14 protein-coding genes and 2 pseudogenes are annotated in these 15,939 nt (G+C 70.0%); 6 read left to right on the top strand and 10 right to left on the bottom strand.

Translation table 11 applies throughout. The features are described from left to right. Window positions 1-138 (top strand): annotated as a pseudogene (locus tag O3Q52_RS12565) (ABC transporter permease); the annotation flags it as partial. 6 nt (window positions 139-144) lie between these two features. Further along, entirely contained in the window at window positions 145-882 is a 738-nt protein-coding gene (locus tag O3Q52_RS12570; protein ID WP_269648852.1) for a sirohydrochlorin chelatase, read from the top strand. A 43-nt stretch (window positions 883-925) separates the two neighbouring features. On the opposite strand, the gene O3Q52_RS12575 is transcribed toward O3Q52_RS12570, so the two are convergent. Continuing rightward, on the bottom strand, window positions 926-1,513 hold the full coding sequence (locus tag O3Q52_RS12575) for a TIGR03086 family metal-binding protein (protein ID WP_269648877.1): 588 nt from the start codon (window positions 1,511-1,513) through the stop codon (window positions 926-928). 79 nt (window positions 1,514-1,592) lie between these two features. Further along, window positions 1,593-2,630 carry a ketopantoate reductase family protein gene (locus O3Q52_RS12580; RefSeq protein WP_269648853.1) on the bottom strand — a complete coding sequence of 346 codons (1,038 nt, stop codon included), beginning with the start codon at window positions 2,628-2,630 and terminating at the stop codon, window positions 1,593-1,595. 38 nt (window positions 2,631-2,668) lie between these two features. Between O3Q52_RS12580 and O3Q52_RS12585 the strand changes: the two genes are divergently transcribed. Further along, on the top strand, window positions 2,669-3,538 hold the full coding sequence (locus O3Q52_RS12585; RefSeq protein WP_269648854.1) for an aldo/keto reductase: 870 nt from the start codon (window positions 2,669-2,671) through the stop codon (window positions 3,536-3,538). Window positions 3,539-3,572: 34 nt separating this feature from the next. Further along, on the top strand, window positions 3,573-4,472 hold the full coding sequence (locus O3Q52_RS12590; RefSeq protein WP_269648855.1) for a transglutaminase-like domain-containing protein: 900 nt from the start codon (window positions 3,573-3,575) through the stop codon (window positions 4,470-4,472). Here the strand turns inward: O3Q52_RS12590 and O3Q52_RS12595 are convergent. Both O3Q52_RS12595 and O3Q52_RS12600 read right to left on the bottom strand, forming a co-directional pair. After that, complete coding sequence (locus O3Q52_RS12595) at window positions 4,444-4,827, bottom strand: nuclear transport factor 2 family protein (RefSeq protein WP_269648856.1); 384 nt, start codon at window positions 4,825-4,827, stop codon at window positions 4,444-4,446. The two genes, O3Q52_RS12590 and O3Q52_RS12595, sit on opposite strands and share 29 nt — an antisense overlap. Continuing rightward, window positions 4,820-5,377, bottom strand: a complete 558-nt coding sequence (locus tag O3Q52_RS12600) for a DUF1697 domain-containing protein (protein WP_269648857.1) — start codon at window positions 5,375-5,377, stop codon at window positions 4,820-4,822. Before O3Q52_RS12600 ends, O3Q52_RS12595 begins: the two co-directional genes overlap by 8 nt. Window positions 5,378-5,861: 484 nt before the next feature. On the opposite strand from O3Q52_RS12600, the gene O3Q52_RS12605 reads away from it, so the two are divergent. Next, entirely contained in the window at window positions 5,862-8,162 is a 2,301-nt protein-coding gene (locus O3Q52_RS12605; RefSeq protein WP_269648858.1) for an MMPL family transporter, read from the top strand. A gap of 93 nt (window positions 8,163-8,255) precedes the next feature. On the opposite strand, the gene O3Q52_RS12610 is transcribed toward O3Q52_RS12605, so the two are convergent. The 6 genes and pseudogenes from O3Q52_RS12610 to O3Q52_RS12635 all read right to left on the bottom strand — a co-directional run bounded on the left by O3Q52_RS12610 (window position 8,256) and on the right by O3Q52_RS12635 (window position 14,630). Beyond that, complete coding sequence (locus O3Q52_RS12610; RefSeq protein WP_269648859.1) at window positions 8,256-9,299, bottom strand: CDP-alcohol phosphatidyltransferase family protein; 1,044 nt, start codon at window positions 9,297-9,299, stop codon at window positions 8,256-8,258. A gap of 311 nt (window positions 9,300-9,610) precedes the next feature. Beyond that, window positions 9,611-10,198: pseudogene (locus tag O3Q52_RS12615) on the bottom strand (nucleotide disphospho-sugar-binding domain-containing protein); the annotation flags it as partial. Between the two features lie 101 nt (window positions 10,199-10,299). Beyond that, window positions 10,300-11,082, bottom strand: a complete 783-nt coding sequence (erm, locus tag O3Q52_RS12620) for an ErmE/ErmH/ErmO/ErmR family 23S rRNA (adenine(2058)-N(6))-methyltransferase (RefSeq protein ID WP_269648860.1) — start codon at window positions 11,080-11,082, stop codon at window positions 10,300-10,302. 484 nt (window positions 11,083-11,566) lie between these two features. Further along, window positions 11,567-12,859 carry an ABC transporter substrate-binding protein gene (locus tag O3Q52_RS12625; RefSeq protein ID WP_269648861.1) on the bottom strand — a complete coding sequence of 431 codons (1,293 nt, stop codon included), beginning with the start codon at window positions 12,857-12,859 and terminating at the stop codon, window positions 11,567-11,569. Continuing rightward, window positions 12,859-13,692, bottom strand: a complete 834-nt coding sequence (locus tag O3Q52_RS12630; protein ID WP_269648862.1) for a carbohydrate ABC transporter permease — start codon at window positions 13,690-13,692, stop codon at window positions 12,859-12,861. Before O3Q52_RS12630 ends, O3Q52_RS12625 begins: the two co-directional genes overlap by 1 nt. Continuing rightward, on the bottom strand, window positions 13,689-14,630 hold the full coding sequence (locus tag O3Q52_RS12635; RefSeq protein WP_269648863.1) for a carbohydrate ABC transporter permease: 942 nt from the start codon (window positions 14,628-14,630) through the stop codon (window positions 13,689-13,691). The genes O3Q52_RS12630 and O3Q52_RS12635 overlap by 4 nt, the downstream gene beginning before the upstream one ends. Before the next feature lie 254 nt (window positions 14,631-14,884). On the opposite strand from O3Q52_RS12635, the gene O3Q52_RS12640 reads away from it, so the two are divergent. Continuing rightward, window positions 14,885-15,736, top strand: coding sequence for a phosphotransferase enzyme family protein (locus O3Q52_RS12640; protein ID WP_269648864.1), 852 nt, complete (start codon window positions 14,885-14,887; stop codon window positions 15,734-15,736). Window positions 15,737-15,939: the final 203 nt, after the last annotated feature.

The following is a 15,939-nucleotide window of genomic DNA, read 5'->3' on the forward strand; positions in this document are numbered from 1 at the left end:
CGCACCGCCAACAGCATGTCCATGGTCTTCCTCGCCATCCTCCTCATCCTGATCGTCGGAATCGCCATCGACCTGCTGATCTTCAGTCCGCTGGAGCGGTGGGTACTGCGCAGCCGCGGTCTCCTCGTGAAGAGCTGAACTCCCATGCCCCGACCGGTACTTCTCGTCATCGCCCACGGCAGCCGCGACCCGCGCCATGCCGCGACCGTGCACGCCCTGGTGCGACGGGTACGGGCCCTGCGCCCGGGCGTGCGCGTGGAGACCGGGTTCCTGGACTTCAACATCCCTTCGGTCTCGGGGGTGTTGGAGTCACTGGCGGCGGAGGGCGTACGTGACGTGGTGGCGCTCCCCCTCCTCCTGACCCGCGCCTTCCACGCGAAGTCGGACATCCCGGCGGTGCTGAGCGAGGCTCCGGCACGGCTGAGGATCCGGCAGGCCGAGGTGCTCGGCCCGTCGCCACTGTTGACCGCCGCGCTCGAACGGCGGTTGTACGAGGCGGGGTTGTCCCCCGCCGACAAGTCCTCGACCGGGGTCGTACTGGCCTCGGCGGGGTCCACGGACCCGGAGGCGATCGCAGTGATCGCAGAAATCGCGCGGGAGTGGCGGCGGACCGGTTGGTGCGCCGTGCGGCCTGCGTTCGCCTCCGCGTCGTTGCCGCGTACGGGGGATGCGGTGCGGGAGTTGCGCGCCCTCGGGTGCGCGCGGGTGGCTGTCGCCCCGTACGTCCTGGCACCCGGCTTCCTCCCTGACCGGATCGCCCGGGGGGCGGCCGAGGCGGACATCCTGGCCGACGTCCTCGGCGCGTCCCCGGAGGTGGCCCGCGTCCTCCTGCAGCGCTACGACGCGGCCCGGACCCCGGCACTGACGGCGGTGGGCGCCTGACCGGGGCCTTGTTCGCCCCGGCGGGGGCGAAAAAACGGCTCGTTCAGGAGGCTGTCTGGGACAGACGAGGGTCGCGGCCGCTCAAGGCGATGGCCTGGGTGAAGGTGGGGGAATTGGGCGGCACCGGGACTGCGGGGGCGAAGCCGTCGTACTGGCGGTAGAGGTCGCCGTGGGTGACGACGACGTCCAGGACGATGCGGGCCGCCGCGTCGGAGATGCGGTACTCCTGGCCGGTCGCCGCAGCGACGTCCCACCCGTGCACCGCCATCTCCTTCACGATCACCGAGGCCAGCTCGGGAGCCGGCATGGACCCCATGCCCAGGTCCACCTCTCCCTCCCACACGACCGGGTCCGCCCACACGGCAACCGCCCGGTCCAGCTGGGCGGCATACGCCGACGCCCACCCCGGCTCGGAGGCGAAATCCCGCTTGGTCAGCGACTCGGGCAGCGGCTTGCGCAGCGCCCGATGCTCCAGACCGTGAGAGGTGTAGAGCACCCAGTGGTTGACCAGAGCCCGGACGTCCCAGCCCGGACAGTGGGTTGTCCCGGCGAGCTGCGCCGCGGTGACCCCGCGCGCGACCCGTGCGGCCTCGGCGGCGCATTCGACCATGGACGGGTACAGGCTCTCCATCGTGTAGGGCGCGTTCGCGCTCTCCTGGTCCGGGCTCTTGCCCGCCTTCGTGTTCGCGTTCTTGTCCATGCGTCCCACGCTAGGGACGCGGCCCCGCACCCTCTTGAACAAACGCGACAGCGTCGCCGGCCAGCCGTACGAGCTCGTCCACCGGCATGGAACCGGCCGCCCGCCGCTCGCGAGCGAAGTCGTTGGCGAGCCGTTGCAGCAGGTCGTTGAGCGGCGTCGGCACGCCGTGCAACCGCCCCAGCAGGGTGATCTCGCCGTTGAGATAGTCCGCCTCGATCGTCCCCGTGCCACGGTTCAGCGACTGCCACGACGACCCTGCACCCCGCTCGGACCCGTCGAAGGGCTCGAAGCGGATCTTGTCGGCGCGGGCCTCCTTCTGCTCCTGCTCGGAGGCGTACGGGATGCCCGCAGCGGCGAGCACGGCCTCGCCCTCGGCACGTACCCGGCCGTAGAGCGCGATGCCCTCCTCACTGGTGAGCACGCCGCTGACCGCCTCGATCGAGTTGGCGAGGTTGCCGAGGAGCTTGGCGTACTGCCAGCGCGCCACATCGGCCACGACCGGCGCCTCGAACCGGGAGGCGGACAGGTCGGCGGCGATGCTCCGTACTGTCTCGTCCGTGCCGTGCGGATAGCGTCCGAGGTGCAGGATCCCGGTGAGCGGCGTACCGGCGGCGGACACCACGCCCGGCTCGACGAACGTCGCGGGCAGCCAAACGCACACCCCGTACACCCGCCGGAAGCGGCGCAGCGCGAGCCGCTGGCTCTCCACGCCGTTCTGCGCGCAGACCAACGGCAGCCGCTCGGCCGCCGTGCCCCCGCCCGCCACGGGCACGGGCCCCCACGCCTCCAGCGCCGCCTCGCTGTCCTGCGTCTTGACGGCGAGTACGAGCACGTCGTCGGCGCCCAGTTCGCCGAGCGCGCGCGGCCCGTCGACGACGGGCGGCCGATGGGTGTGCGGCCCGTCGGGCGTCACCAGGCGCAGCCCCCGCTCGCGCAGCGCCTCGTACTGCGCGCCCCGCGCGACCAGCACCACGTCGTGTCCCGATTCGGCGAGGCGGCCGCCGATGGCCCCGCCCACAGCCCCTGCTCCGATGATGATGTAGCGCATGCGTCCGAGCCTGCCACAGGCGTGTGTACGCTCCATCAATGATTCCGGAAAACTTCGAGCTCGCCGGACAGCTGCCCGTACGCCGCCTCGGGTACGGGACCGCCCAGTTGACCGGTCCCGGCTACTGGGGGCCGCGTGGTGAGGCACGGGGCGCGGTGGCCGTCCTGCGGCGGGCCGTCGAGCGCGGGGTCACGCTGATCGACACGGCGGACAACTACGGCCCGTCGATCGCCGAGGAACTCGTCGCCGAGGCCCTGTGCCCGTATCCGGCCGGCCTGGTGATCGCCACGAAGGGCGGTGTCGTACGCACCGGTCCGGACGCCTGGCACGTCGAGGGGCGGCCCGAGCGGCTGCGGGCGATGTGCGAGGCGAGTCTGCGGCGGCTGCGTCTCGACACGATCGACCTGTACCAGCTGCACCGGCTGGACCCGGACGTACCGATGGCCGAACAGCTGGGCACGCTCGACGAGTTGCGCCGGGAGGGCAAGATCCGGCACATCGGGCTCGACTCGGTGACGGCCGAACAGCTCGAAGCCGCACGGGAGTTGACGGACATCGCCTCCGTGCAGAACCGGTACAACCTCACCGATCGCGCCTCGGAGCCGCTGCTGAAGCTGTGCGAGGCGCACGGCATCGCGCTGCTGCCCTGGTTCCCGCTGGGCAACGGCTCGTTGACCACGGACCGGGTGTGCGCGGACATCGCCGCCGCACACGGAGTGGCGCCAGGCCAGATCGCCCTGGCCTGGCTGCTGCACCGCTCCCCCGTGCTCTGCCCGACCCCCGGCACGGGCTCCCTCGCGCATCTGGAGGAGAACCTCGACGCGACCGCCGTACGGCTCGGCAAGGAGGACATGTCCCGCCTCGACGCCCTCGGTTGGCCTCGCCCGACCTCGCCCCGCCGTGCTTGACCTTGCCCCTGGGGCAGACTCCACGCTCCGCGGCATGGACTCCAACGACTTCCACCTCAAGCAGAGCCCGTACAGCGACCCCGGAGCCGTACCGGCCGATCTGCCCGCCGACCCACATGAACTCGCGGCCCTCGTACGGAACTTGCTCATCCACCGGGAGGAGGGCGGGCACTTCGGGTACGCGATGCCCGAGGAGCGCCGTCACGAGGACGCCGAGGCCCGGTACGTGGGCGAGATCCTGCGGATCCTGCGCGAGCGCTCACGGGCGCCCCTCACCGAACACCGGGAGCTGGGCGAGCGGTTCGCCGGCACGTGCCGGGACTTCGCGCTGCTGATGTGCGCGTTCCTGAGGGCGACGGGCACCCCCGCACGGGTCCGGTGCGGCTTCGCCACGTACTTCGAGGACGGTTCCTCCCCCGTGACCCACGGGGACCACTGGGTCACCGAATACCGTCTGCCGGACGGCAGTTGGCGGCTCGCGGACGCACAGGTCGCCGACGGTGCGCACGACGTGCCCTTCGATCCGCTGGACGTCCCGCGGGACCAGTTCCTCGTCGCCGGAGCCGCCTGGCAGGCGTGCCGGGCGGGCGACGCGGACCCCGACGCCTTCGGGATCCCCCTCCCGACGGGCACCCTGCAGGGCCTGTGGTTCGTACGCTGCAACGTCGTACGGGATCTCGCGGCCCTCGGCGGGGTCGAGGTACTGCCGTGGGACGCGTGGGGACTGGCGGCGAAGGACGAGCCGGGGGTGACCGCGGACGATCTCACACTGCTCGACGCGGTGGCCGCGGCGACGACCACCGGGGCCGTGTCACCCGAGGAGATCCGGCGCCTGTGCGCGGACCCCCGCCTCGCCGTCCCGGCGGAGATCACCTCGCACACGACCTACCTCGGCGTCCGGCAGGTCAGGCTCCCCGAGAGCCTTCGGGGCTGAACGGCGTTCCCTGGTGGAAGTACAGCAGCCATTCCTCCCCCGTCCGCCGCCACAGCGAACTCCGGTGCGCGTGACGGCCGTTGTGCTCCGTGTCGAAGGTGAGGTGGACCAGGTCGGGGGCGAGCTCGACGCCGGCCACCCGGGAGGTGATGCCCGGGCCCGTCCCCGGTTCCTTCGCCACGGCCAGTGCGTCGATGATCGAGGCCCGGTCCCAGTGCCGCCCGGAGACGCCGAACTCGTGGAAGTCGGGGTGCAGCAGCGCCCCGAGGAGTTCGGGCGTGCGGCGGATCTCCGGGTCGAGGAGGCACAGTTCGCCCTCGATGGCCGCCTCGACGGCGGGGCCGTGGTCAGCCACTGGTCAGCTCCGCGAGTTTGGTGACGGTGTTCCAGTTCCGGGTGGTGGCGATGACGCCCTTCGTCATCCGGGGCTTCGACAGGTTCTCCGCCAGCTTGGAACGGCCGAGGCCGTCGGGCGCGTACAGGTAGAGGACCCGGTCGCCGAGGCGGAACTCCTCGGGCAGGAAGGCCTGTTGGTCGATGGACGCGAAGCGCTCGGCGTCGACCGGCTCGGAGAAGTAGGTGGCGTGCAGTTGCTTGGCCTCCAGGTCGGCGGCCGGGAACGGACAGGCGTCGATGACGGCCCGCAGATAGGCGTGGTCGCGCACCAGGACGTCGACCGTGAGGCCGAAGTGCTTCTCCAGCGCCCCCGACAGCTCCGCGGCGAGCGCGTCCTCGTCGCCGTGGTCGCTGGAGAAGACGGCGTTCCCGCTCTGGAGATACGTACGGACACCGTCGTACCCGAGGCCCTCCATGAGGGTGCGCAGCTCGGCCATCGGCACCTTCCTGCTGCCGCCCACGTTGATCCCGCGCAGCAGTGCCGCGTACGTCGTCATGCCCTGAGTCATCCGCACACCATAAAGCGGCCGTCGTGCCCCGTGGGGGTGGGCACGACGGCCGCGGCTTCCGGGCGGCCGGACACCCGAAGTTACCGGCCGGTTGGCTCAAAACCCTGGCCGATGGGCGCGCTCAGTTCAACCCCCGCACACAGCTGTGACTTGTTCAACAAACTTTCGTAACACCAAAGAGGATCTTCCCCGGCAGATCGGACCCGGAGGAGGGACGGGCCGAGGACAGGCCAGGGACAGACCGGGGACGGGCCGGGGAACGACCGGGCACAGACCGGACACCCTGATCACGACCCCGAGGTGCCGCTTTACATGTAAGGGGCTTTCATCCTCCTCAGTGCTGAGAGCGCGGGGTCCGAGGGGAGGACTCGGGCTCCCCGCACCTCACCGGGCAGCACGACGAGAGGTCCTTATCCGCCCCATACCTTCGAAACAGAAGGTGCGGGCAGGGGGCCGGCACCGGAGACGAGGGGGCAAGCCCGTCATGGGTAACAGAGACACGCGGGTACGGGGCATAGCTGCCCGGGCCGGCGGCTGGAGTGCCCGGCACCGCTGGGCGGCCGTCGGAATCTGGGTGCTGTTCGTCGTTCTGGCGATGGGGCTCGGCTCTGCGGCGGGCACGGTCGAACTCAAGGACAGCGACCAGCTCAGCGGGGAGACCGGCCGGGCCGCGGCCATCGCGGAGGAAGCGGGGATCGACGAGCCGGCCGGGGAGACCGTGCTCGTGCAGGGCAGGGAGGCGGGTGTCAAGGCGACGAGCACCGAGTTCCGCACCGCCGTCGACGCCGTGATGAAGGCGGTCGAGGGCACCGGCAAGGTGACCAACGTGACCTCGCCGTACGACACGGACACCATCTCGAAGGACGGCCGCAGCGCCCTCGTGCAGTTCGACATGCGCGGCAAGGCTGAGACGGCGGGCGACCGGGTGGAGCCCGTGCTGAAGGCCGTCGAGGAGGTGCAGAAGGACCATGGGTCGGTGCTGATCGAGGAGATCGGCGGCGCCAGCATGAACAAGACGTTCGACGACGCGTTCGGCAACGACTTCAAGCAGGCCGAGTACTCCGCCGTCCCCGTGGCCCTCGGCATCCTGCTGGTCGCGTTCGGCGCGCTGGTGGCGGCCCTGGTGCCGGTCCTGCTCGCGATCACCGCCATCGTGGCCACGATGGGCCTGATGATGCTCGTCAGCCACATCCAGCCGATGGACGACACATCGAGCTCCGTCATGCTGCTCGTGGGCCTCGCGGTCGGCGTCGACTACTGCCTGTTCTATCTGCGGCGCGAGCGCGAGGAGCGTGCGGCGGGCAGGGACCCCGAGACCGCGCTGCGGATCGCCGCGGCGACCAGCGGTCGCGCCATCATCGTCTCCGGTGTCACGGTGTGCGTGGCGATGGCGGGCATGCTGTTCACCGGAATCGCCACCTTCAAGGCGATGGGTCTGGCCTCTCTGATGGTCGTGGCGGTCGCCATGGTCGGCTCGGTCACCGTGCTGCCCGCGGTCCTCTCGCTGCTCGGTACGCGGGTCGAGAAGGGGCGCATCCCGTTCCTGCACCCGGACAAGCGGCGCAAGACCAACGGCGGTTCCGGCAACGGCGGTTCCGGCAACGGCCGTTCGGGCGACAATGGAAGCCGGTTCTGGACGAGCGTCCTGCGGGTGGTGCTGGCGAGGCCGGCCGTCTCGCTGGTGGTCGCGGCCGGTGCGCTGCTGGCCATCGCGGCCCCTGCGCTCGGCATGAAGACCCAGAACCTCACACTGGACCAGGAGTTCGGCGACTCGCTGCCGATCGTGGCGACGTACGAGCGGGTCAACGAGGCCTTCCCTGGTGGTTCCGACCCGGCCGAGGTGGTCGTCAAGGCCGCCGACATCAACTCCGCCGAGGTGAAGTCCGCGATCGCCGACTTCCGTGAGCAGGCGGTCAGTTCGGGTGCCTCACGCGGTCCTGTCGACGTCAAGGTGCACGATTCGCAGAACGTCGCCTTCGTGTACGTACCGCTGGTGGGCGGATCGAACCTCGACAAGGCCGAGAAGAGCCTGGAGATCATCCGCGACGAGGTCCGTCCGGCGACATTCGGCAAGGTCGACGGGGTCGAGGCGCCGGTGACCGGTCAGGTGGCGGGTTCGAAGGACTTCAACGACCAGCTCGTCAGCGCGGTGGCGCCGGTCTTCGCCTTCGTCGTGGCCTTCGCCTTCCTGCTGATGCTCCTGTCGTTCCGCTCGCTGACGATCGCGATCACCTCGATCGTCCTCAACCTCCTCTCGGTCGGGGCGGCCTACGGCATCCTGGTCGCCGTCTTCCAGCACGGCTGGGGCGCTTCGCTGGTGGGCGCGGAGGGCGTGGGCGCCATCGTCACCTGGCTGCCGCTGTTCCTCTTCGTGATCCTCTTCGGGCTCTCGATGGACTACCACGTGTTCGTCGTCTCGCGAATCCGTGAAGCGCGGTTGCGGGGGCTGACGACCCGGGACGCCATCCAGCACGGGGTGGTCACCACGGCCGGTGTCATCACCAGCGCCGCCGTCATCATGGTCGCCGTCTTCGCGATCTTCGGCACGCTGTCCATGCAGTCCATGAAGCAGATGGGCGTGGGCCTGGCGGCCGCGGTCCTCATCGACGCGACGATCATCCGCGGTGTACTGCTCCCGGCGGTCATGGCCCTCCTCGGCGAGCGCAACTGGTACTTCCCGAAGTGGCTGAACCGCCTGCCGGACCTCAGCCACGACGAGTCCCCCGAGGCCGCGGCCTCGCCGCCGCAGCCTCCGGCGGTCGAGGGGGAGAGGGTAGGGGTCTGACGGTCTGAACCACACACCTCGCAGCAGCGGCGTGGCCGGGGCACTCGCCCCGGCCACGCCGTCGTGTGCGGCCGTCGTGTGCGGCCCGCCGGATCAGGCCGCCGTGGCCACCTCGTCCCGCTCGAAGGAGTCGATGGTGCGGGTGAAGTCGCGGGTGGAGAGCAACAGCTTGTAGATGATGGCGAGTTCGAAGACGAGAAGCAGGGCGCCGGAGACCAGGGTCGCCTCGATGACCGCGTCGAGGAGCGGGCCGACGATGAAGACGCCCATCTGGAATTCGATGCCGCTCACCAGGTGCGTACGAATCCGGTGGCGCAGGAGGAAGGACCGCATCCGGAGATAGACCGGGAAGCGGTGGCGGAACTCCTGCTGGAGGTCGATGACCTGGCCCTGGGGCTTCTGGGGAACGTCGGTGGCTTCTTCTGGGCCCGGTTCGGAGCGCGGTTCGGATACCGCTTCGGAGCCTGCTTCGGAGACCGGCTCGGAGTTCGGCTCGGAGAGCGGCTCGGACACGGTCGACGTCTTGCGGATGTCGTGTTCGATGTCCGCCGAGGGATTGTTGCGCAACAGGTCTTCCATGAAGGCGACTTCGGCGGAGTTCTCCGCGCGGCGGGCTTCCCGCACCCGCGCCTTGATCTGCTTGCGCATGTTGTAGCGGATCTTGAAGATCTCCAGGGAATTGATGTACCGCAGCGTGTCGAGGCCGACGACCGCGAGGGCCAGCCAGATGTAGACCGTGTCACCGGTGCGGTCGTACTGCCCGGCCATCAGCGCGACTCCGCACACCGCCACCCGGATGCGGTCGAAGACGAAGTCCAGCCAGGCCCCGAAGACGGAGCCCTGGCCGGTCAGCCGGGCCACCTTCCCGTCCATGCAGTCGAGGATGAAACTCAGGTGGTAGACGAGGGCCCCGGCGATCAGCCACCGCCAGTCGCCGAAGGCGAAGCAGGCGGCCGAGACCAGGCCGAGCAGGAACGCCCCCCAGGTGATCTGGTTCGGCGTGATCCTCGTACGCATCGCGGTGAGCCTCACCAACGGCGTGGCCACCGGGTCGACGAGCAGCACGGTCCACCACGCGTCACGCTTCTTCTCGGTGATGCGACGCACCTCGGCGAGGGGCGGTATGTCTCGGCGCATTGATCAACTTCCCAGCGTTCGTAGTGAGTTCACCTCAAGCTAGGAAGGTGTTCATACAAGGAACAAGAAGAGACCCGTGCAACCTTTGGCGGGGGGTAGCCGTCCAACCCGATAACCCGGTCGATGCCCCGATCGGGCAGATGCGGCGTTATCCGAGCGTTATCGAATGACCGTCCCGTTATCCAAAGGGCGCCATGGCTTCACCGTTGGCGTACAACCGTGACCCGTGGGAATTCCGAGTTCGCGGACGGTCACCCGATTTCGCTGACGGTAACGCGATCACACCCCTTCAGGGCCAGGTAAAGCTTCGGTCATGCGCCCTTGGCGCTCTTGGGGATTTCCGCCTCGATCAGATCCGCCGCGCGCGCCGTGCCGCCCTCGGTCCCCATTCCCGCCTGGATCTCCTTGAGCCGCCGCGCGACGTCCGGGTCTCCGGTGAGCGTGAGTACGGCCTCGCGCAGGGTCTCGGCCGTCGCCTCCTCCATCGGCAGGTGCCGGGCGACGCCGAGCGCCTGAAGCATGTCGGCGTTGCCGAACTGGTCGACGGCCTGGGGCACGCAGACCATCGGCGTGGCGGTGGCCAGTCCTTCCTGGCTGCCGCCGGCGCCCGCGTGGGTGACGAAGGCGTCGGCCTGCTTGAGGATCGCCAACTGCGGTACCCAGTCCCGCACTTCGATGTTCCCCGGAACCTCGCCGAGCTCCGCGGGGCCGACGTGCTTGCCGACCTGCAGCACGACATGCCAGCCCGGCAGGTCGCCGAACGCCTTCACGCACTCGCGGTAGAAGGCGGGCTGCTTGGTGAAGGAGGAGCCCAGGGACACGAGGAGGACCCGCTCGGCGTCGGCGGGCCGCCGCCACTCCCCCTGGGCGGCGCGGTCGCCCTGGCAGGCGCCGACGAAGAACACGGCGACGTGGGCGGGGTGTGGGGTGGTCATGAGCCGACCATAAACGAGACGAGACGTCTCGTGCAATTCAATTACGGCCGCCCGTCGTACGCGCCTCACCGCGACGCCAGTACGTCGTGGAGCCCCAGCCACTGCTCGGGCGGCACCTCCCCGACGAGCGCACGGGGGTCGAGACGCGTGGCCCGGAACGCGGCATCCACGCGGCGCCTCGGATGGGCCCGGCGCAGCGAGGCGTGCAGCGAGCCGCCGACCCCCGAGAAGCCCAGCTCGACCAGGTCCCGCCAGTCGTCGTACGAGGTCCGGTCGAGCAGCGGGGTACGGCGGCGCTCGATACGTACGATTCCGGCGTCGACCCGGGGCACGGGCCGGAACCTCGTCCTGGTGACCCGCCCGAGAAACCGCCACTCGTAGCGCGGCCAGGTGCGGACGGTGAGCAGGGTCCAACTCCCGTAGTCCCCGGTGCGTTTGCGTGCGTATTCGAGTTGGGTGAGGAGCGTGGCGTCCGTGAGACCGGGCGCGCGCAGACACCAGTCGACGACATCCGCGGTACGCGAGAAGGGCACGTTCCCGGCGACGGAGAAGGCAGGGCCCGGAGGCCGGGCGGCAAGGAAGTCGCCGCCGATCACGCGCACTTGGGGCGTCCCGGAGAAGCGGGCGCGCAGGGCGGGCACGAGCCGTGGGTCGATCTCGTAGGCGAGCAGCTCTCGGCAGCGGGGTGCGAGCACCTCGGTCAACGCACCTTTGCCCGCGCCCACTTCGAGGACCAGGGGCGGGTGCTGCGGCCGCGGTACGGCGAGCTGGGCGAAGCGGTCTGCGGTGGCGCGGTCGGTGAGGAAGTTCTGCGAGAGCGCGCGCGAAACGTGGGTGGGGCGGGCCATGGCCTGCGGTCCTTGTCTTCCGTGAGGGCGAAAACGGGCAGACGAAGGCCCCGACCGGAAGGCAAGAAAAAAGGACGCGCACAGGCGGGCACGCGTCAGCCGCGTACCTGCTTCAGGGCGTACGTGAGAGGGGGCGCCCCCGCGGCGATTGCCGTCAGCGAGCGCAGATCCCCGGGCCGGTCAGGGCACCGGGGGCGCAGCGCATCCGAATGGAGTGCGCACAGCCCCGGCCAAGACCGGAAGAAAAAATCGCATTGATACCCACACCCGGCAAGCTAGCCGTCCGGGCCGGCCCCGGCCAACCGATTTTCACCCGCACGTTCCTCCAGGGGCCCACCTCCAGGGGCGCGGGGAACGGCGCAGTCTCTTAGGGGCGCGGGGAACGGCGCAATCCTCTAGGGGCGCGGGGAACTGCGCGACCAGCCACACCCAACCCGCACCCGACGAACCACCCCCGTCCCCCAGGCCCAGCGGCAGCGAACCGTCATCTCTGATACCGCGCAAGCACCAGATTCCCGTCCCCCACCAACCGCTCACGCAACTCACCAAGCCCAATGGCCCCGCTGTAGTACTCCTGAAACGCCGGCGTAGCCACCTTGTCCTTCCACTCCGGATACCCCCGCACGGACTGCGCCGGCGCCGACCGCAGATCCCGCGCAAGCCCCGCCCCGATCGCCCACCCGTCCTCCTCGACACGCAGCGCCGGAGCCTGGGGCGCCCCCGTACCGGTCGGCAGCATCCAGTCGCCGAGCGCGAGCCGCACCATGTTCGGGGGCTGGAGCAGGAAGTCGATGAACGCGGCGGCCTCCTTCTTGTGCGGACTGTCCTCCGCGACGGACAGCGTCTGCGGACTCACCCCCTGAGTGAGCCCGTCGGCCCCTGCCGGCGCGGGCAGCACCTGCCATTCGAAGCCCTTCGGCGCCTGCTGCACGATCTGCTGCCGGTAGGAGAACCCGAGCGGAACCATCGCGTACTTGCCGCCGAAGAAGCCGGGCAGCGTGTCGGACCCACCGCTGCCGAGCGTCGAACTCGACGCGCTGCCATCGGTGTTGACCTGGTCGTGAATGGTCCGGGGCACCACCTCGTCACCCGCCCCGAACCGGATCCGCACCTTGCCGTCGGCACCCCGGTGGAACAGCTGCCCACCGGTCGAGAGCGACAGATTGAGCGTGGCCGACACGGGCTCTTTCAACGGCCAGGCCACACCGTATTTCCCATCCCCATCACCCAGTTCATCGGTGATCGCCCTGAACTCGTCCCAACTCCACGGCCTTTCGGGCGTGGGAATCCGTACGCCCGACTCCCGCAGCCACTTGGCGTTGGCGATCAGGACGCGCGGCTCCTGGAGGAACGGCACGCCGTAGACCCCGCCCCCGAAGGTCACGGTCTCCCAACTCCGCTGCGGAATATCGGACTTCAGCCGCTCGGGCAGCAGGTCACGCAGATCCGCGAGATACCCGCCGTACGCGAAGTCCGCGAGGTCGTCCGAGGCGTCATGGATGATGTCCGGCGCCTCACCGCCCTCGAAGGAGGTGAGCAGCTGGTCGTGGACGCTGTCCCAACTCCCCTGTACGTACTCGACCTTGACGTCGGGATCGGTGGCGTTCCACTCCTTCACCAGTTCCTTGTTGACGTCGACGGACTCCTCCTGCCAGGCGAGGGACTGGAAGCGGAGGGTGATCCTGCCGTCCTCCGAACCGCCGTCACCGCCGGTGCAGGCCGCACTGCCCATGAGCAGCAGTGCCGCCACCATCGCGACGAGCCGTTTCGTCCGCATCAGCTCTTCACCGCCCCGGCGAGCATCCCGCCCGTGATCCGTTTCTGGATGACCGCGAAGACGACCAGCGAGGGCAGGGTCGCCAGGAACGCGGCAGCCGCGAGGGGCCCGAGGTCCGCCACGCCCTCCGCGCCGAGGAAGTGCGTGAGGACGACCGGAAGGGTCTGCTTCTCCGGGGTCTTGAGGAGCACCAGCGCGAAGAAGAACTCGTTCCACGCGCTGATGAAGGCGAACAGCGCCGTGGCGACGATCCCCGGCGCGAGCAGCGGCGCGGTGATCGAGACCAGCGTCCGCAGCCTACCGGCTCCGTCCACCGCCGCGGCCTCCTCCAGCTCGGTCGGTACGGCCCGTACGTACCCCACGAGCATCCACAGCGCGAAAGGCAGCGCCCACACGACGTACACCATGATCAGACCCGGTACGGAGTTGATCAGCCGCAGGTTCTTCAGGACCAGGAACAGCGGGATGATCACCAGCACGAACGGGAACGCCTGGCTGACCACGACCCAGCCGGTCGCGGCCCTCGCGAGCCGGGTGCGGTGCCGGGCCATGACGTACGCCATCGGGGTCGCGATCAGTACGGAGATCACCGCCGCGCCGACCGCCGCGGTCAGGGAGTTCAACGCGGCGTCCAGCAGCGGCTGTTCGTCGAAGGCCTGCCGGAAGTTGGCGAGGGTCGGGTCCTTGGGGATCCAGGTCGGATGCAGGCTCCCCAGTTCGCGCGGGGGTTTGAAGGCGGTGGAGATCAGCCAGAGGAAGGGGAAGGCGAGAAAGACGAGATAGGCGAGGAGCGCGAGGTACTGGCCCGCGAGCGCCGATTTCCGAGTCCTCACGCGTCCTCGCCTCCCCTCAGCCGGCCAACCAGGTGGAGGGCGAGGATCACCGAGATCACCGCGACCATCACGCATCCCATCGCCGCCGCGTACCCGAACTGCCCGTAGCGGAAGGCCTCTTCGTAGGCGAACAGCATCGGCAGCCGGGTGCGTCCGCCGGGCCCGCCGCTGGTGAGGACGTACACCAGGGCGAAGGAATTGAAGTTCCAGATGAAGTTGAGCGCGGTGATGGCGAGCGCGACCGGTTTGAGGGCGGGCCAGGTCACCGTGCGGAAGCGGCGCCAGGCGCCCGCGCCGTCCATCGCGGCGGCCTCGTGCAGTTCGCGCGGTGTGTTCTGCAGTCCGGCGAGCAGGGCGACCGTCGTCTGGGGCATGCCCGCCCAGACGCCGACCACGATCACCGCGGGCAGGGCGGTGGCCAGGCCGCTCAGCCAGTCGCGGCCATCGCCCAGGCCCAGGTCGCGGATCGTCTCGTTGAGGATGCCCGCGTCCGGGTTGTAGACGAGCCGCCACATGATGCCGACGACCACCTCGGGCATCGCCCACGGGATGATCGCGAGCGACCGTGCCAGCCAGCGGAAGCGGAGGTTCTCGTTGAGCAGCAGGGCGAGGCCGAGGGCGAGGAGGAACTGCGGGACCGTGACCCCCACCGCCCACAGCAGACCGATCCGGAACGAGTCCCAGAACAGGGTGTCGTGCAGCAGGTCCTGGAAGTTGAGGGTGCCGATCCACTGCGTGGGCTCGGTGCGGCCCGACTGGGAGTCGGTGAACGCCAACGCGATGCCGTAGAGGAGCGGTCCGACGCTGAGCACCAGGATCGGGATCAGCGCGGGCAGCACCAGGAACCAGGCTCCGTGGTCGACGAGACGGTCCCGCGCCCCGCCGCCTCCACCTGCTCCTCCGTATCCGCCCGGCGCACCCCGCGCTGGCCGTTTCACTGACCGCTTCCTCACGGTCGCCGATGTCACGGAATCAGCTCCTCTGGGCGGCTCGTACGGGTCTGGCCGTCCCGGCGGCCCCCGTCATCGTGCTGACGTACTGACACGCCGTCAAGACAGCGCACACACCCTCCCGAGGGCTCTCACCAGTGTGAATGCGACACTGGGCGGCGTATGGCGTGATCTCGACCGCCGACGCGACGAGAACCGCAGGACAACCGGACGAGAACCAAGGGCTCCACGGGAGGCGAGTGATGGACGAGGCTCAGGCGCGGGACGTGCTCGCCGAGGCGGGGTTCGACCGGGGCGCGGTGCTGCTCGCACTCGGCGAGAACGCCGTGTTCGCCGCCGGTGACCTGGTGGTCAAGGTGGGCCGCGACGCCGAACTGCTCGACCGGGCGCGGCGGGAGCTGGCCATCGCCGTCTGGCTCGCCGAGGCGGGCGTCCCCGCGGTGCGGGCCGCCGAGTCCGAGGCACGGTCCGTGGCCGGCCACCCGGTGACGGTGTGGCACCGGCTGCCCGCTTCCGTACGTCCCGCCGAACCCGGCGATCTCGCCGAGTTGCTGCGCCTGGTGCACGCCCTGCCCTCCCCCGCCTTCACGCTGCCGCGCCGCGAGCTGCTGGGCGGGGTCGAGCGGTGGCTGCGGCTGGCGGGCGACGCAATCGACCCGGCGGACGCCGCGTTCCTGCGGGACCGGCGCGACGGCTTCGCCACGGCCGCCGCCGCACTCACCCCGCACCTGCCGCGGGGCCCGATCCACGGCGACGCGCTGCCCCGCAACGTCCACATCGGTCCCGACGGGCCGGTCCTGGTCGACCTTGAGACCTTCTCCACCGACCTGCGCGAACACGACCTCGTGGTCATGGCGCTGTCCCGCGACCGGTACGGGCTGCCCGCCGAGGCGTACGACGCGTTCACCCGGACGTACGGCTGGGACGTACGCGAGTGGGACGGCTGCGGGGTGCTGCGCGGGGCCCGCGAGACGGCCAGCTGCGCCTGGGTCTCCCAGCACGCACCGAGCAATCCGAAGGCACTGGCGGAGTTCGAGCGCCGGGTGGCGTCACTGCGGGACGGCGACGAAACGGTTCGCTGGTATCCCTTCTGAGGCTGCTCTCCTGGGCTGCCTCCTCCCTTCAAGAGCTGGCCTGACGGGCGAGTGAGCCGAAGGGGCGCGCCGGTGTCGAGAGCCCTGGGGGTCCCCCGGACGGAGTCCGGGGGAGCGCGGAGGCCCGACGAAGGAGGGTCGAGCACGGTCGTGCTCTCGACACCGGCTGTAGCGCCCCGGAGGCGAACCGAGCCGCAAAAAAA

The sequence above is a fragment of the Streptomyces sp. ActVer genome, assembly GCF_027270795.1.
Taxonomy (GTDB): domain Bacteria; phylum Actinomycetota; class Actinomycetes; order Streptomycetales; family Streptomycetaceae; genus Streptomyces; species Streptomyces umbrinus_A.